This is a genomic window from Bizionia argentinensis JUB59 (genome assembly GCF_000224335.1).
Lineage (GTDB): Bacteria > Bacteroidota > Bacteroidia > Flavobacteriales > Flavobacteriaceae > Algorimicrobium > Algorimicrobium argentinense.
Map to the genome: position 1 here is coordinate 116,118 of NZ_AFXZ01000012.1, position 17,540 is coordinate 133,657.

Consider the following 17,540-nt stretch of genomic DNA (forward strand, 5'->3'; position numbering starts at 1 on the left):
CTCCTAAAGTGCATGTTGCTTTAGCAATTTCCTAATTTTGATTATTATTTTTTGATTCGTTTTGTATCAAGACAAAATGAATAAGAACATAAAAGAAAACATTAATTAATACTCTTATTTACCCGAGTAAGAGTTCCTTTCTGTAAGTAAGGTTAGGCTGGGATTATATTATGAGCGATAAAAAAAATGAGGTTCCTGCCTCCGCAGGAACTAAAGTAACACCAAGAGGAGCCTATCCAGCTGTAAAATGTGTGGGCGATTTTATATTTGTATCGGGAACTAGTTCGCGCAAAGCAGACAACACGATTGCTGGCGTCGATATTATTGACGAAATGGGAACAAAACACCTTAATGCAGAAGTTCAAACACGTGAAGTATTAAGAAATATTGATCGGAATTTACAAACCGTTGGGGCGTCTATAAAAGATGTGGTTGATGTGTCGTCATTTTTAGTGAATATGAACGATTTCGCAGGTTATAATAAAGCCTATGCCGAGTTTTTTGATAAAGAAACCGGACCAACCAGAACTACTGTTGCCGTTCACCAATTACCACATCCAGATTTGGTCGTAGAAATTAAGGTGACGGCTTATAAACCAACTCCTTAGTAGGCAGGAGTCTCATAAAAAGACGAAAAGAATTCGAGGCTACTAGATTCTTTTAAATCGGAATTTATAAAAATTCTATATTCTCAATGAAGAGAACTTTAGATAAAATCACTAGCAAGTGGGAACCATAGCAGAAAACAAAGAGATTCCTGCCTTCGCAGGAATTAAAAACTATATAAACGGAAAATTCATGCCTCCCATTGCTAATGGGTGGTTGGACAATTACGACCCTTCTTGTGGCGAAGTCTATGGACAAATTCCGAATTCATCAAAAGAAGATGTTGAGAATGCCTATATAGCAGCAAAATCAGCTTTTCCTACTTGGTCGAAAACAACTTTAGATGAACGTAGTCGCATTATGCTCAAAGTTTCGGAGTTAATTGAGCAGAATCTCGATGTACTAGCCGAAGCAGAAAGCAAGGACAATGGCAAACCAATTAGTTTAGCAAAAGCGATAGATATTCCGAGAGCTGCGAGTAATTTTCGTTTTTTCGGAAATGCCATTACACAATTTGCGAGTGAAAGTCATGAGAGTGTTGGTTTGGATGCTATTAATTACACATTGCGTCAACCAATTGGTGTGGTGGGTTGTATTTCACCTTGGAATTTACCACTATATTTATTTACTTGGAAAATTGCTCCCGCAATCGCCGCAGGAAACTGCGTGGTTGCCAAACCAAGTGAAGTGACACCAATGACAGCTTATCTATTAGGTGAAATTTGTAACGAAGCAGGATTACCAAAAGGCGTGTTAAATATTGTTCATGGTTTAGGCGGATCAACAGGTCAAGCTATTATTGAACATCCCGATATTAAAGCTATATCTTTTACAGGTGGAACAGCAACTGGCGCTCATATTGCGAGAATTGCAGCTCCAATGTTTAAAAAATTATCTTTAGAATTAGGTGGCAAAAACCCCAACATAATTTTCGCGGATTGCGATTATGAAGATATGCTAAATACCACAGTCAAATCATCTTTCGCCAATCAAGGTCAGATTTGTTTGTGTGGGAGTCGCATTTTTATAGAAGCATCTATTTACGAGAAATTCAAAGCTGATTTCGTTGAAAGAATAAAAGCTTTAAAAGTCGGACATCCGTCAGAAAGCACGACGAATATTGGCGCTTTGGTTTCAAAACCTCATTTGGAAAAAGTGCTGGAGTATATCCAGATTGCCAAAGATGAAAATGGAACTATTTTATGCGGCGGCAATAAAGTGACTGTTTCAGGCTATGAAAATGGTTATTATTTAGAACCAACCGTTATTGAAGTTCAAACAGATGATTGCCGCGTAAACCAAGAAGAAATTTTTGGACCTGTTGTAACGATAATGCCATTTCATAAAGAAGATGAAGTCCTGCAAATGGCTAACAAAGTCAAATATGGTTTATCTGCTACCTTGTGGACAAATGATTTAAAACGCACCATGCGGATGAGTAACCAATTACAAGCCGGTATTGTCTGGGTTAACACTTGGTTGATGCGCGATTTACGCACACCTTTTGGTGGTGTAAAAGCCTCTGGTGTTGGTCGGGAAGGCGGCTTTGAAGCCTTGCGCTTTTTTACTGAAGCGAAGAATGTGTGTATAAAATATTAACTTATTCCTGCGCAGGCAGGAATCTTATAAATTGAAATAAAAAATATTAATTTAACGTCATTTTGCACTCCTGTCTGCAATAAACAGGTTTCAAAATTACAGTAAAAAGATTACTGCGTTCGCAGGAATAAAAAACATGAATTTAAACTTAAACAACAAAAACGCATTAGTTTGCGGAAGTACAGGAGGAATAGGAAAAGCAACTGCTATGGCGTTGGCATCAGAAGGTGTTAATGTGACTTTAGTTGCTAGAAATGAAGATAAACTCAAAATGGTTTTAGCCAAGCTACCCTCGGAAGGAAAGCATAGTTATATTGTTGCGGACTTCTCGAACCCTTTAGAATTAAAACAAAAAGTATCCGATTTTATTTCTAAAAATCACGGTTTTCATATTCTGGTAAATAACACGGGTGGACCAGCTGGTGGACCTGTTTTTATGGCGGATTTGGATGAATTTCAAAAAGCATTTACCCAGCATTTAAAATGCAATCATGTATTAGCACAAACGGTTGTTCCGTTTATGAAGGAAACTGGTTACGGTAGAATCATTAATGTTATTTCTACCTCAGTTAAGCAACCTTTGGACGGATTAGGCGTGAGTAATACTATTCGCGGTGCCGTTGCCAATTGGAGTAAAACATTGTCCAACGAATTAGGGTCTTTTGGAATCACGGTTAATAATGTGTTGCCTGGCGCGACAGGAACAGATCGGTTAGCGGAAATAATTAAAAACAAATCGGCTAAATCGGGAAGTACTGAAGAAGAAGCTGCAAACGCTATGAAACAAGCGGTTCCTGCCAAACGTTTTGCCAAACCAGAAGAATTAGCGGATGCTATAACTTTTTTAGCCAGTGAACGTGCTGGTTATATTAACGGCATTAACCTTCCTGTTGACGGTGGGCGTACTAAAAGCTTATAAGATACGTATGAAAACCGCTTATATTACTTGTCTATTTCTAATGTTGTCTGCAATTGGGCATGCCCAATATGTTATAGAAAATTATTCGAATGCAGAAATTGATCAGTTACCAGCTGTTGAAGAGATTGCTAATTGGATTCAATTCAACAGCAGTAATAATGTGATACCATTGTTGGAAAACCCTAATACGATAGACCGCGTTTACCTGAACACCGAATCGGCATTTTTATCATTAAAGTATGACAGAAATAAAGTGGATTCTAAAACGCACCATTATATTGATGATGACCGAAATATTGTTTGGTACGAACGCGATTTTTATAAAAAATCGAAATCCAAATTAAAACCACGCTATCAAATTTACTTTACGGTGGAATTCGTTAATAATTCTTATAAGATAATTGACCTTAAAATTGGCAAGAAGAAAAAAATAAATACCGGTGATTATAGCAAAAATTGATTTCAAATGAAAATAATAACCATTATTACTCTCATTTGAAACCTTACGTTTTCACAAATTATCAGTAAAGAGTTCACCAATTCTATTGGGTCTGATGAAGGTAAAGAAATCGAAAAACGAAAAAATTAAAAATCTTTATAAAAATAGACCTCACAGGTTTTCAAAACCTGTGAGGTCTTTGTATATTTATAACAATATTCCGCGTTAAGGATTGAGCAATTGATGGAGCTCTCCCGATTTTTCATCGGGAAGCGACTTGCGAAAGCCTGACGTTACATAGCTAAAGCGACGTAACGGGACGCCAAAAAAAAAATATGCTATGAGTCAGTTAGTTTCGCCTTTAAATTTCAAGGCCTGGATTGAGGAAAACAGACATTTATTAAAGCCACCCGTTGGTAATAAAGTGGTCTGGAAAGACGGGGAATTTATTGTTATGGTTGTTGGAGGACCAAATAACCGAAAGGATTATCATTACAACGAAACACCCGAATTTTTCTATCAAGTTGAGGGAGATATGATTCTGAAAATAATTGATGACGGCGTACCAAAAGACGTACATATAAAAGAAGGTGATATTTATTTATTACCATCAAAAGTGCCACATTCTCCACAAAGAAAAGCGAATACTGTTGGACTCGTAATAGAGTACAAACGACCGGAAGGTGTGCGTGATGCGCTATTGTGGTTTTGCGAAAACTGTACAACCAAACTATACGAAGAGGATTTTACCGTTGAAAATATTGAAACTGATATGCCTGTAATTTTCGATAAATATTACAGTGATTCAGAAAAACGTCAATGCCCAAATTGTGGTGAAACAATGGAGCCGCCAAAAAAGGTTCAGATTGAATAAAAAGTCCATTATCCATCTGACATATCCCTTTCGGGAAACATAAAAAAATAAATTAAAACTATTGAGATGCTTTGCCTGCACTCATCCTCACATATGAAAGAACATCGTAAATTAAGAATAAACGGTCATTCACATTTACTTCCTTATCCGGAAGAAATTCCACAATTCATGAAGGATAAAGAGATCTTTTGGGTGGATAAAGATCGGAAATATATGCTTCAAAAAGATTGGAACAGACCCATTACAGACTCAAGTTTCTTTTTGGATGAAAAGTTGGCTTGGATGGAGCGTTTTAAAATTGATCATGCGGTAGTTTTAAACTTATCTCAATTATACGGAAATGGTTTGCGTGTGGAAGAAATGCGACAAGCGCTGCGTTTTCAAAATGATTTTAATGCCAAAGTACAACGAGAAAACCCGAGTAAATTTACCTGTGGTTTTGTTGTACATCCTGGTTTTATGGAAGGCGCTTGTTGGGAAATAGAACGCTGTGTTAACGAACTAGGTATGCAATTACTTTGCTTACCAACCCATTATATGGATACTATTGGTACATGGCGTTGTATATTTGATGAAGAAAATGAGCCTTTATTTGCGTTGGCGAATAAATATAATTTAGCAGTGGAAATTCACCCTTATGATGGTGAAAAGTTTATAAAATTAGAAAACACCTCTTGGCGTTTTCACTTGATATGGATGTTGGCACAATGTGCTGATGCCTATCACTTTTTAACTTTAAACGGTTATCAAGATAAATATCCCAATATGCGAACCTGTTTTGCTCATGGGGGACAATTAGCACAAATTAATCTGGGCAGACGTATTCAAGGTTTTGATGGTAGACCGGATTTATTTGAAGGGAAAAGTCACCCAAGAAAAGCAGTAGGCCATAAAAACATATTTTTCGATACGTTAGTTCATGATACTGGCGGTTTGCAGTTATTGATAAAAAACCAAGGATCCAAACAAGTACTAATGGGACTTGATGACCCTTATCCACTGGGAGAAATGGAAAGTGCGCAACAATCGTCCTACCCAGGGAAGATTTTGGATTTAGCTATGGAACAAAAAATCATTAATGAAACTGAACGCGATGCCATTTGGGAAGATAATGTGATTCAATGGTTATGTGGTGATGATGAAGCCGCTAAAAAGAAATTAGTGAATCGGATTTTAGGATAAGTATATCGTAGAATTACATATCTACTAATAAGTAAACATTTAGAAAAACCTTCTAGTTTTAGGTTTAATGAAAATAGGTTTCGACTTCCTGCCTATCGGCATACACGACGATCCACCTGACAACAAACAACTCACAAAAAAATGCATTTTCTTTCAGAAGATTTAGATACTTATGTTGTAAACCATTCGGAAAACGAACCAGAATTACTACAGCAATTAACACGCGAGACTTACCAAAAAATATTACAACCACGTATGTTAAGTGGTCATTATCAAGGTCGTGTTTTAAGTATGATTTCCAAATTGGTAAACCCAAAAAACATTTTGGAGATTGGGACGTACACGGGTTATTCTGCTTTATGTTTAGCAGAAGGCATGCAAAAAAGCGGCGAAATGCATACCATAGATATTAATGAGGAGCTTGTTGATTTTCAAAGATTGTATTTTGATAAATCAGATTTCGGAAAACAAATTCATCAGCATTTAGGAAATGCTTTGGATATTATTCCAACACTTAATAAAACATTCGATTTAGTTTTCATTGATGCGGATAAGGAAAATTACGTAAAGTACTTTGAGCTTATTATAGAGCGTTTAAATCCCGGCGGCGTAATTATATCTGATAATGTACTCTGGAGCGGTAAAGTGCTCGATACAACCTTTAAAAAGGACGATACCTCAACACCAGCACTTATAGCTTACAATAAATTATTAAAAGAAGATCCACGCGTGGAAACTGTGCTTTTGCCGATTAGGGATGGTTTGACTATTAGCAGGAAGGTTTAAATTCCTGCGAAGGCAGGAATCTCGTTATTAAAATATCAAACTATTTTATATCATGCGTCGATGAATAATTAAATTAAACATATGCACTATTTTGAGGAATTAGTATCAAGCGGAACTTTATTTACTTTGGATGCATTAGAAGAAATGAATTTAAAATCAATAGAAGAACTCCAAAGAAGTGGTTCAACTATTGCAGTTAGAAGTACTCAAATGATTCAATTACAAAAAACTATTTTATCTATTGGAATGTTTTCCATGTTCGATTCAGTATTGCAAGAACGATTATCATGTAATAATGGGTTTGATGCGGCGAAAAAATTACTTCTTCAAATGGAAAAAGTTGAATTACATAATCGTTTCAATGATTTTATATGTGCAATAAATGTCCTTAAACATGGACATGGTAGAAGTTATAATAAGTTATTGTCTAAAGTCGAACAACTACCCTATAAACTAAAATTACCAGAAGAGAATTTGTTTGATGAAGGCGATGTTTCAGAAATTTCCACTTTAATAGAAGTCGATGATAAATTCGTCATAAACTGTAGCGAATTAATTGAATTGGTATCAAAAGAAATTAGAAATAAAACACTTTATTAATATTTGTAGACTAGTTTTTTAAAATACTAAAAGATTAAGAAATTTAACCTGAACAAAACTCATATATTAAAACACAGTAAATTGTATATGAGTCAATTGAAGGTTCCTTACCGATATTATTCACTGAAATAGAACCACCAGAATAGAATCCAAAAAAACTCAACAAAGCAAGCTTTTCAAGAAATTATTTGTCCTAAAACTTTATAAAAATAGCAATTAAAAAATGAGATTCCTGCCTTCGCAGGAATTTATAACTTACGTCGTACAGAACCCGTAAAATCCTCTAATTCGTCTTTTACTTTCTTCAGTTCGTCTTGAACATCTTTAGAGACACTCGTATCAATACCATTCTTTTCAGCACTTTTAGTGATTTCAGATTTGATATCGTTGGAAGCGTCTTTCATCATACGCATACCTTTTCCTAATCCGCGGGCAATTTCCGGGATTTTATCGGCTCCAAAGACCATGACTACTATAAATAGTATAAACATGATTTCGGTTGTACCGATGAATAAATAAATTACTTGCTGTATCACGATGCAAATATAGTAAGTAGAATGATACGAATAAAAAAAGCCGACTGATAAAAGTCGGCTTTTAATAAATATTTTTGAAATTTAGTCTTTTTTAGTCTTCCGACTTGTTTTTAAACTGATCAAACTGACTTTGAGTAACTTCTCGTGGCCAAGAATTGTTAGAAGTATCAACATCGGCAGTTTCTAAATTAGGATCGACTGTAATTTTCACAATCTCCTTATCTGAAGCTATTGCTTTACTTACTTCTTTATCGTTTAAACGCCATATTTGCGCTGGATATCTCTCTGTTTTAGAAGTCCCATCAGCATACTTATACTCAACGATTATAGGCATTACCAATCCTCCTGGCTTCTCAAAGGTAACACTATAGAAGTATTTTGGTTGCTTGATATTTTTACGTTCTTCTGGCGAAAAGTTATCCATAACATATTCATTTAGAGTTGGTGAGTTTTCTAATAAAGTCCCATTTTTCATGTTCTCGTTAAAATCTTCACTTCCTTCTTCAACCATATATACTAATGGCGGTAAATCGCTCATTTTCATACCCCGTTGTTTCACCATTTCTTTAACTTGAGCATTTGGTTCGGCGGAGACGTAATACTTCTTCACTTCTTTCACACCCATATCCACATAGTCTGTTGTATAAAACCAACCTCTCCAAAACCAATCTAAATCGAATGCCGAAGCATCTTCCATGGTTCTAAAGAAATCTTCTGGTGTTGGGTGCTTAAACATCCAACGGTGCGCGTATTCTCTAAAAGCATAATCAAACAACTCACGACCCATTACGGTTTCTCTTAAAATATTAAGTGCTGTTGCCGGTTTTCCGTATGCATTATTTCCAAATTGGTAGGTGTTTAGACCTTTTGTCATAATTGGCGCAATATAATCTTGATCTCCGCCCATGTAAGGAACAATATTAACAGCAGGCCCGCGGCTTGAAGGATATTTATCATCACTTTCTGATAAGGCTGTTGGGTGCGATACCCCAAAATCTTGTTCAGCAACATACTGTAAAAAGGTGTTTAAACCTTCGTCCATCCACGTCCATTGACGCTCATCACTATTAACAATCATAGGAAAAAAGTTATGTCCTACCTCATGAATAATTACGCTAATCATACCGTATTTAGTACGATCACTATATTTTCCATCCTTATCTGGTCTACCATAGTTAAAACAAATCATTGGATATTCCATTCCTTGTTGCTTGGCATGAACCGAAATTGCTTTGTGGTAAGGATAATCAAAAGTCATACGAGAATATGATTTTAACGTGGTTGCCACAGCATAAGTAGACCATTCTTCCCATAAAGGATTTCCTTCTTTAGGATACATTGAAACCGCCATGACATCTTGATCGCCAATTTTAACAGCCATCATATCCCAAATATATTTTCTAGACGATGCGAAGGCAAAATCACGTACATTTTCTGCAGAGAATTTCCACGTTTTCGTCCCTTTTGCACGGCCCTTTTCAGCTTTTTCAGCTTCCTCTTGAGTTACAATGAAAACTGGTTTATCGTAAGATTTTTTAGCTTTTTCAAAACGCTTCATCATGTCTTTCGTAAACACGTCTTTACGGTTTGTTAATTTTCCTGTAGCATCCAGAATATGATCTGAAGGCACGGTAATATTCACTTCAAAGTTTCCAAAAGGTAAAGCATACTCATCACGTCCCCAGAATTGAGAGTTCTGCCAACCCTCTACATCATTATAAACCGCCATTCTTGGATAGAATTGCGCTATAATATAGTTTCTGTTGTCTTCTTCAGGAAATGATTCATAACCAGAACGTCCACCCATATTAACATAATCGTTAATATTATACCACCACTTAAGTGAGAAACTGAATTTTTCACCTGTTTTTAATACTTGTGGCAATTCCACACGCATCATGGTATTATTAATCATGTGAGCTAAAGGTTTTCCGCTTGTATCTGTTATGGATTCAATTTTAAAACCACCATCAAAACCATCTGTCATATAGGTTGAAGCAAAGCTTCCTGCTTGTTGTGCAGGTGGCACCCCACTACCTTCAATTAAAGGAGATTCGGAATCTTTAGCACGCATATTTTGATCCAATTGTACCCATAAATATTTTAATTGATCAGGGGAATTATTGGTATACGTAATCGTTTCATAACCAGAAATTATGGCTTTATCATCATCCAGGGTTATATCCATTTTATAATCTGCTTGTTGCTGATAATAAGATGGGCCTGGGGCTCCAGAAGCAGTTCTGAACATATTCGGTGTTGAAAACTCGTCATACAATTGTTTGAATTTGTTGGTGTTTGTATGACCGGGTTTACGCTCTGGCTTTTGTGCCTCATCTTGGGCAAATGCACCTAGCGAAACAAATAAAATAGATAGGAAAAGATATTGTAGTTTTTTCATTATTATGTGAAGTTACTGGATAGTTGATTGAAATTTAACGCTTTTTTAAGGTTTAGAAATATTTTATTTAAAATTTAACATTCCTTTATCATTTTGCTTTATGAGTATAAAGCTCTTCTTTTGACCATTAATATCTGTGCGAACAATATTTTTCTGATCACTAAAAACATCAAACAAAACGTGATTTGTAATTTCAAAAGAGTTAATTAACGCTACGTTAGGTATTTCTAAATAACAATAAATCAGGTCGTTTTCATACTCTTTTCCCAAGAACAAAAGTTTTGCTTGTTTACCATTAATTTTAATATTAACCTTTTCAGTTAAATATTTACCGATATAATAATCTGTTTTGTCTGCCTCATTTTCCGTTGCTAGAGTAATATTTTCATCATAGCGCATGCGAATTAAGCGCTCTAAATCATCAATAAATATTCTAGTAATAATTTGCACTGATTGCTTTTCCTCTATATACTCCACCTCGGTAATACTGACATAATATTTATGCATAGTAAAAGCGAACATGGGAATAACCGCTAGAATCAGCAAGTATTTGAATCCTTTCATTTTCTTATCATTTGTATAAGCTAAAGTACATATTTGAGAGTCCGAATAATATTATCGCTTAAATTTAATTGATAATAATGCTTTTAATAGTTATTTCTGTTTTGCTTATAAATTTCTAATTTTTCGATTAAAAACTTTAAAACAGTAATACCATTTTTATTTTTACAACGCTCTAAAAATTTTGGATCTTCCGAGCAAAAGAAAAAATAATCCATCCGAAACATCGGTTCTAAAGCATAGTTGGCAAATAAATCGCCTTCATAAGCCACACGAATTTTATGGAGAAGCTCATCCTTTTCTTCAAGTAACACTTGCTGTTTTAGCCTTTTAATTTTTCCATTAATTGTATTTACTAATGTTACGATCACGTTACCATAAGCATTGCTCAAGCGTCTTTCGCTTTGGGTTGGCATTTTACCTTGATAACTGGGAATACCTACCATTTTAGCCGTTAATGGCTCACCTTCAACATTTTTAACATCATGCATTAAATTACCAGAAAGCACTTTACCCACTGTCACCTCATCTAACTTATTTACTAAAGGTTCTAAAACAACTTGGATTTGATTTCCCTGTAACATTTCGGCATCAACAATTATAGAAACTAATTGATGTTGAATAGAAGAAATAATGATGGTATCACTTACTTTACTTGGAACTACAAAATCTCCTGTAGCATTGGTAATTGTGAATTTTTTAGATGTTCTATTAATAACATGAATATTTTCAGCATCTAGATTGGTAATTATCTTTCCTTTCAAATCTTGTGTTTGCGAGAACACATTTGAAGCGACAAGAAACAAAACTAATAAGCATGAAAATCTAATCAACTTCATATATTTTAGCGCTATTTAAAATCTGTTTGAAGATTTTAAGTTTAGCAATTAAGTAATCTAAAACTTCAATGGATGTCTTGTGTTTACAGCGCTCTAAAAAATCAGGTTGCTCGGAAACGAAGTAGAAAAACTCCATAACAGATTCTTCAGCTAAAGGATTTTCCGAAAACAAATCAACAGAAAGACGAACTTTAATATCCTGCATTAAAGCATCTTTCTCCTCTAATTTTATCCGGTTTTTTAATTCTTTCGTCCTACCAGATATGGCATTTAATATAGGGTTTAGTGGTAGAAATCCGCCACCCGTGGTTGCTTCATTTAATCGCCGCTCACTTTGCGTTTTAGGACGTCCTTGATAACTTGGAATCCCTGCTTTTAATGATGTCATCGGCTCATCCTTTACATTGGAAACATCGAGTAACATATTACCCGTAAGTATTTTACCAACGACCACTTGATCGAGTTCGTTTATCTGTTCTTCTAAAGTAATAACTAATGTTTTATTTTTAATAATCTCATCATCTACAATTACTGACATTGTTTTATGCTGGACAGAAGTAAAAATAATCGTGTCGTTTAATGTTGCAGCAATTCGAAAAGTACCATGAATATTAGTTATAGTAAATTTTTGCGCAGTTTTATTTATAATGTGAATATTCTCCACATCTGAAGTACTTTTAACTTTCCCGAGAAGTTCAACAGTTTGACAATAGCTTTGTTGACATGTGATAAATAGAATTAAAACAAAAATTTTAGTTTTGTCCATTTTCTAATTTTAAAAACAAATCACTTTGCTTTTTCAGAAACTCCATACGTTTAAGCTCGTTTTTTTCTCCAAGCAAACTTGCCTTAAATCCATTTTCTGTAATAAATGCAAAAAATGCTTCCACCTTATTTAATGGAATATTATAAGTTTCATTTATATATTTTGGCGAATAAATATCACCTAGATCTAAAGGTCTGTTTTCGCGTGCCATCTCAATGGACCGTTTCTTTAATGGCGAATTCACCCATTTATTAACACCTAAAATAGACGCGAAATTAATGCCATTATAAAAATCACCTTGATTAGTCACAGAGTTTATAGGCTTGGTAAAAGCATCTTCAGGAAATTCGAGATTACTTAGATTACCAAAACTCATAAAAATTTCTTTTTGGACTTCAGCATTTTCAATATCTGTTAATAAATCACCTGTTAATTTGGAGGGTAGCAATATTACTTCAGTTAATGTGGTTACCGATTCAACCAAAAACAAACGCAATTTTTTAGAATCCATTACGTCTTGGTTTATAACAACTGTTCTTGGTTCGTACTGTAAAGCAGAAATTTCCAAAACGTCGTATAATGCTACAGCCATGGTAAAATCACCATCTGCTGTTGCAACCGTACCTTTTTTGGATGATTTATTAAAAATCGTAACACCTTCTACATCGCTACTGGCAATAATTTTTCCTTCCACTTCAATACGTGTGGTGTTTTGAGAAAATATAGTTCCGAAAGAAAGTACGAAAAGAAATCCGAGTAATTGTTGTTTCATAATGAATGGTTTAGTTAGGCTAAAGAAACTCTTTCGAATCTTAATTTAAACGCAAATAGCTGATAAACTTTTGTTAAATCCAATGTTTACTTAAATTTACAAAAATTTGACTTATGAAACAATTACTTATTGCAAGCACATCAACTATTCATGGAAGTGGTTATCTAGAATATCTTTTAGGTGATTTAGAAATCTTTTTCAAAAACTGTAAAACCATTTTATTTATTCCGTATGCACGACCTGGAGGAATTTCTCATGATGAATACACCGAAAAAGCACGCGAAGCTTTCAGCAAAATAAATATACAAGTAAAAGGTATCCATGAATTTGAATCGGCTGCGGAAGCCATAAAACAAGCCGAAGGTATTTTTACAGGTGGTGGAAACACCTTTGTTTTACTTAACCAACTCTATAAAAACAAATGTATTGAAGCGTTACAAAATGCCATTAATAACGGAACTCCTTATTTAGGTACTAGCGCTGGAAGTAATATTTGCGGCTTAACAATTAATACCACGAACGATATGCCTATTATGTATCCACCGAGTTTTAAAGCATTGACATTCGTTCCATTTAATATTAATCCGCATTATTTAGATCCTATTACTAACAGTAAACACATGGGTGAAACGCGCGAAACACGTATTAAAGAATTTCATGCTTATAATACCTTTCCCGTTATTGGCTTGCGTGAAGGAAGTTGGTTGGAAGTTAAAGGAAAAAACATATTATTAAAAGGAACGTTAGATGCGCGAGTTTTTGAATATGGCAAGGAACCTTATGAAGTAAAAACTGGAACCACTTTGCAACATTTAAAATAATGTTAAAAGATCTATATATAACTAAAAATAAGGATTATAGTATCCGTTTTATTTCTTCGGAAGAAACCTACCCTATTAGACAACCAGTTTTAAGACCGGGCCGAGCACTAGAAGATTGTGTTTTTACTGATGACACATTGGGTTCAACCTTTCATTTGGGACTATTTTTTCAGGACATATTAATTGGCGTAGCTTCTTATATGAAGAATAAAAACGATTCTTTTGCCGAAGAAACACAATACCAATTGCGCGGCATGGCTATTTTGAAGGATTATCAAAAAAAGGGATTAGGTGAATTTTTATTGAAAGCAGGTGAAACAAATTTGGCCAAAAGTAACGTGAACCGATTGTGGTTTAATGCTCGTGAAAACGCTGTTAATTTTTATAAAAAACACGGTTATGAAACGCAAGGAACTAATTTTAATATTGAAGGCGTAGGAATACACTTTTTGATGACTAAAATTCACAGAAACAACAACTAAAATAAAAGTTACTTTTATAAGATATGTTTTGGTTTCACTGCCATTTTCAAATACTATTATTAAACTAAAGAAATTATAAACGTCTATATTTGTACTTTAAATTTTACCATTTTTTACCATGAACAAAAAAGTTATACTCATGATTTTAGATGGTTGGGGAAAGTCTCCCGATCCTAAAGTCTCCGCCATAGATAACGCCAATACACCTTTTATAGATTCTCTATATTCAAAGTATCCGAACGCCAGTTTACGTACCGATGGCTTACATGTGGGGCTTCCAAAAGGTCAAATGGGTAATAGCGAAGTTGGCCATATGAATCTTGGCGCCGGACGTATTGTTTATCAAGATTTGGTGAAAATTAATTTGGCAGTCGAGAATAATACGCTTCAAAACGAACCAACACTTATTAATGCTTTTCAATACGCCAAAACCAATAACAAACCCGTTCATTTTTTAGGATTAGTTAGTGATGGCGGTGTGCATTCGCATATCCATCATTTATTTGGTTTAGTAGATGCCGCAAAAAATGCTGGCGTAACAGAATCTTATATTCATGCCTTTACGGACGGCCGTGATGTGGATCCGAAATCGGGTTATAGATTTATCAATTCATTAGAAAATTATATTTTAAATACACCAACAAAATTGGCTAGTATAACTGGACGATATTATTCCATGGATCGTGATAAACGTTGGGGGCGAATAAAAATAGCATATGACGCTGTGGTTCATGGAACAGGTATTCATTCCACTAATGCCACACAAGCCATTCAGCAAAGTTATGATACTGATGTTACGGATGAATTTATAAAACCCATCATTATGGTGGATGAAGAGAATCAACCAAAAGCGACCATAAAAGATGGCGATGTAATTATCTATTTTAATTACAGAACCGATAGAGGTCGTGAGTTAACTCAAGCGTTAACTCAAACCGATTTCCATGAGCAGAATATGCATAAACTCGATTTGTATTATGTAACCATGACGAGTTATGATGACACCTATAAAAATGTTCATGTGGTTTATCATAAAGACAATTTAACGAATACGCTTGGCGAAGTATTAGCGAAACATGGTAAAAAACAAATCCGTATTGCAGAAACTGAAAAATATCCACACGTCACGTTTTTCTTTTCCGGAGGTCGCGAAGCGTTATTTGAAGGTGAAGCGCGTATTTTACGTAACTCGCCAAAAGTAGCAACTTACGATTTAAAGCCAGAAATGAGTGCTTTTGAATTACGCGACGCACTAATCCCAGAATTACAAAAAGGTGAAGTTGATTTTGTCTGTTTAAATTTTGCCAATGGCGATATGGTTGGACATACAGGCGTAATGGCAGCGGCTATAAAAGCATGTGAAGTTGTTGATGCTTGCGTTAAAGATGTCGTTACGGCAGCACTGGAGAATGGCTACACGACACTATTAATTGCCGATCATGGTAATTGTGAAACGATGATGTATCCGGATGGTTCGCCACATACATCGCATACAACAAACCCGGTGCCTATTATTTTAATTGATAAGGATTTAAAACACATTCAAGATGGCGTTTTAGCCGATTTAGCACCAACTATTCTAAAACTTATTGGCATTCCACAACCAGACGTCATGACACAACATTCTATTATTTAAGATTTATTTATTGTTTTTATGAATTTTACTGACAAACTTATTATTGCCGTAGATTTTGATGGCACTATTGTAGAAGATGCTTATCCGAAAGTAGGGAAGCCTAAATTATTTGCTTTTGAAACTTTAGACCGTTTACAAAAAGAAGGTCATCGACTCATTTTATGGACTTACAGATCTGGTTCGCATTTGGACGATGCGGTTGATTTCTGCAAAGAGAACGGCTTAGAATTTTACGCAGTAAATAAAAGTTTTCCTGAAGAAGAATTAGACAACACGAAAAGCAGAAAAATTAATGCCGATGTTTTTATTGATGACAGAAATATAGGTGGTCTTTTGGGTTGGGGCGAAGTGTTTCAACTGCTAGCCGACCCAAAAAACCACCCTATTAATCAATCTAAAAAAAAGAAAGGTCTTTTTTCGTTTCTCCGAAAATAAGTGGGTTAACCTCTTATTAAATCGAAGTAACTTTTATCTATAGATTCCTGATGATCTGGGTGCGCGATATTAACAAGGGCTTTTACACGTTGCTCTATCGTTTTGCCATATAAATTTGCTATTCCATACTCCGTAACTACATAATGCACGTGTGCCCGTGTAGTAACCACACCTGCTCCTGGTTTTAAACTAGGAACAATGCGACTAATTCCTGATTTAGTTACGGATGGTAATGCAATAATGGCTTTCCCCTCATTACTTAGCGAAGCACCACGCATAAAGTCCATTTGTCCGCCAACACCAGAATACATATGCGCACCAATTGAGTCGGCGCAAACCTGCCCCGTAACATCTACTTCTATAGCAGAATTTATAGCCACCATTTTGGGGTTTTGTTTTATATAGGCCGCATTATTTGTATAATTTGAAGCACGCATTTCAATAAACGGGTTGTCATCTACAAAATCATATAATCGTTTAGAGCCCATTAAAAATGTTGAAAGTGCTCGGCCGCGATTAATCTTTTTGTAATTACCGTTTATAACGCCACTTAATATTAAATCTATAACGCCATCGGAAAACATTTCGGTGTGTAATCCCAAATCCTTGTGATTTGTTAAGCGTGTTAAAACGGCATTCGGAATATTTCCAATGCCCATTTGCAAAGTACTTCTATCTTCAATTAAACCAGCCACATGATTTCCAATCTTGCCCTCTAGTTCGGACGGTTCTACCATATCATGTGCTGGCAATGGCTCATCACATTCAACAAACACATCAATTTTTGATGAATGAATAATACCAGCACCATGAGTTCTCGGCATTTGTTTGTTGACTTGTGCAATAACATAATCGGCATTTTCAATGGCGGCTAAAGTCGCTTCAACAGAAACCCCCAATGAGCAATAACCATGTTGATCCGGCACAGAAACATGAATAAAAGCGTATTGCAAATCGATGATATTGCGTTTAAAAAGCAAAGGCAATTCACTTAAAAAAACTGGGGTATAAGATCCGTTCCCAGCCTTTAAAGTATGGCGTACATTTTTCCCTATAAAAAAAGAGTTCACATGAAAGCTATCCCGAAGTTCGGGGTTAGCATAAGGTGCTTCACCTTCGGTATGCAAGTGGCATATTTCTACATTACGCAACTCCTCATGACGTGCGGACAATGCACGAATAAGTAATTGTGGCGCGGCCGCTGCTGCTTGAATATATACTTTACTATTCGATTTTACGATTTTTACAGCTTCTTCAGCTGTTACTGACTTATACATAGAATACAA

General features: G+C 35.3%; 19 protein-coding genes. 12 read left to right on the top strand and 7 right to left on the bottom strand.

The window, feature by feature from the left end:
* Positions 1-170: 170 nt before the first annotated feature.
* From BZARG_RS04790 to BZARG_RS04825, 8 genes are all read left to right on the top strand, one after another.
* Positions 171-608, top strand: a complete 438-nt coding sequence (locus BZARG_RS04790; protein WP_008635935.1) for a RidA family protein — start codon at positions 171-173, stop codon at positions 606-608.
* Positions 609-798: 190 nt separating this feature from the next.
* The gene (locus BZARG_RS04795) at positions 799-2,205 is read left to right on the top strand and encodes an aldehyde dehydrogenase (RefSeq protein WP_040288034.1); all 1,407 of its coding nucleotides are present in this window, start codon (positions 799-801) and stop codon (positions 2,203-2,205) included.
* Between the two features lie 136 nt (positions 2,206-2,341).
* The gene (locus BZARG_RS04800; RefSeq protein ID WP_008635911.1) at positions 2,342-3,124 is read left to right on the top strand and encodes an SDR family oxidoreductase; all 783 of its coding nucleotides are present in this window, start codon (positions 2,342-2,344) and stop codon (positions 3,122-3,124) included.
* Between the two features lie 7 nt (positions 3,125-3,131).
* The gene (locus tag BZARG_RS04805; protein WP_008635976.1) at positions 3,132-3,584 is read left to right on the top strand and encodes a hypothetical protein; all 453 of its coding nucleotides are present in this window, start codon (positions 3,132-3,134) and stop codon (positions 3,582-3,584) included.
* 319 nt (positions 3,585-3,903) lie between these two features.
* Positions 3,904-4,437 (top strand): 3-hydroxyanthranilate 3,4-dioxygenase, encoded by a 534-nt coding sequence (locus tag BZARG_RS04810; RefSeq protein WP_008635817.1) that lies wholly within the window; start codon positions 3,904-3,906, stop codon positions 4,435-4,437.
* A 93-nt stretch (positions 4,438-4,530) separates the two neighbouring features.
* Positions 4,531-5,619: an amidohydrolase family protein gene (locus BZARG_RS04815; protein WP_008635999.1), complete on the top strand. Its 1,089-nt coding sequence runs from the start codon at positions 4,531-4,533 to the stop codon at positions 5,617-5,619.
* A gap of 141 nt (positions 5,620-5,760) precedes the next feature.
* Positions 5,761-6,405 (top strand): O-methyltransferase, encoded by a 645-nt coding sequence (locus tag BZARG_RS04820; RefSeq protein WP_008636025.1) that lies wholly within the window; start codon positions 5,761-5,763, stop codon positions 6,403-6,405.
* A gap of 81 nt (positions 6,406-6,486) precedes the next feature.
* Positions 6,487-7,005 (top strand): hypothetical protein, encoded by a 519-nt coding sequence (locus tag BZARG_RS04825; protein WP_008635832.1) that lies wholly within the window; start codon positions 6,487-6,489, stop codon positions 7,003-7,005.
* 248 nt (positions 7,006-7,253) lie between these two features.
* Here BZARG_RS04825 and BZARG_RS04830 read toward each other — a convergent pair whose 3' ends face one another.
* From BZARG_RS04830 to BZARG_RS04855, 6 genes are all read right to left on the bottom strand, one after another.
* Positions 7,254-7,538, bottom strand: coding sequence for a Sec-independent protein translocase subunit TatA/TatB (locus tag BZARG_RS04830; RefSeq protein ID WP_394330506.1), 285 nt, complete (start codon positions 7,536-7,538; stop codon positions 7,254-7,256).
* A 94-nt stretch (positions 7,539-7,632) separates the two neighbouring features.
* Entirely contained in the window at positions 7,633-9,942 is a 2,310-nt protein-coding gene (locus BZARG_RS04835; protein WP_008636011.1) for a M1 family metallopeptidase, read from the bottom strand.
* A gap of 63 nt (positions 9,943-10,005) precedes the next feature.
* Complete coding sequence (locus tag BZARG_RS04840) at positions 10,006-10,506, bottom strand: DUF6702 family protein (protein WP_040288023.1); 501 nt, start codon at positions 10,504-10,506, stop codon at positions 10,006-10,008.
* Positions 10,507-10,589: 83 nt separating this feature from the next.
* Positions 10,590-11,267, bottom strand: coding sequence for a hypothetical protein (locus tag BZARG_RS04845; protein WP_123766877.1), 678 nt, complete (start codon positions 11,265-11,267; stop codon positions 10,590-10,592).
* 61 nt (positions 11,268-11,328) lie between these two features.
* The gene (locus BZARG_RS04850) at positions 11,329-12,108 is read right to left on the bottom strand and encodes a peptidase associated/transthyretin-like domain-containing protein (protein WP_008635925.1); all 780 of its coding nucleotides are present in this window, start codon (positions 12,106-12,108) and stop codon (positions 11,329-11,331) included.
* The gene (locus tag BZARG_RS04855; RefSeq protein WP_008635863.1) at positions 12,095-12,880 is read right to left on the bottom strand and encodes a peptidase associated/transthyretin-like domain-containing protein; all 786 of its coding nucleotides are present in this window, start codon (positions 12,878-12,880) and stop codon (positions 12,095-12,097) included. The genes BZARG_RS04850 and BZARG_RS04855 overlap by 14 nt, the downstream gene beginning before the upstream one ends.
* 113 nt (positions 12,881-12,993) lie before the next feature.
* Here BZARG_RS04855 and pepE point away from each other — a divergent pair, with 113 nt between their 5' ends.
* The 4 genes from pepE (at position 12,994) to BZARG_RS04875 (ending at position 16,254) form a co-directional block, all read left to right on the top strand.
* Positions 12,994-13,701, top strand: coding sequence for a dipeptidase PepE (gene pepE / locus BZARG_RS04860; RefSeq protein WP_008635984.1), 708 nt, complete (start codon positions 12,994-12,996; stop codon positions 13,699-13,701).
* A complete protein-coding gene (locus BZARG_RS04865) occupies positions 13,701-14,183 on the top strand; it encodes a GNAT family N-acetyltransferase (protein WP_008635830.1) in 483 nt (160 codons plus the stop codon). Before pepE ends, BZARG_RS04865 begins: the two co-directional genes overlap by 1 nt.
* Positions 14,184-14,301: 118 nt before the next feature.
* Positions 14,302-15,819, top strand: coding sequence for a 2,3-bisphosphoglycerate-independent phosphoglycerate mutase (gene gpmI / locus BZARG_RS04870; RefSeq protein WP_040288024.1), 1,518 nt, complete (start codon positions 14,302-14,304; stop codon positions 15,817-15,819).
* An 18-nt stretch (positions 15,820-15,837) separates the two neighbouring features.
* Positions 15,838-16,254, top strand: a complete 417-nt coding sequence (locus tag BZARG_RS04875; protein WP_008635988.1) for a BT0820 family HAD-type phosphatase — start codon at positions 15,838-15,840, stop codon at positions 16,252-16,254.
* A gap of 5 nt (positions 16,255-16,259) precedes the next feature.
* Here the strand turns inward: BZARG_RS04875 and BZARG_RS04880 are convergent, their stop codons facing one another.
* Positions 16,260-17,531, bottom strand: a complete 1,272-nt coding sequence (locus BZARG_RS04880) for an acetyl-CoA hydrolase/transferase family protein (RefSeq protein ID WP_008636000.1) — start codon at positions 17,529-17,531, stop codon at positions 16,260-16,262.
* Positions 17,532-17,540 lie beyond the last annotated feature (9 nt).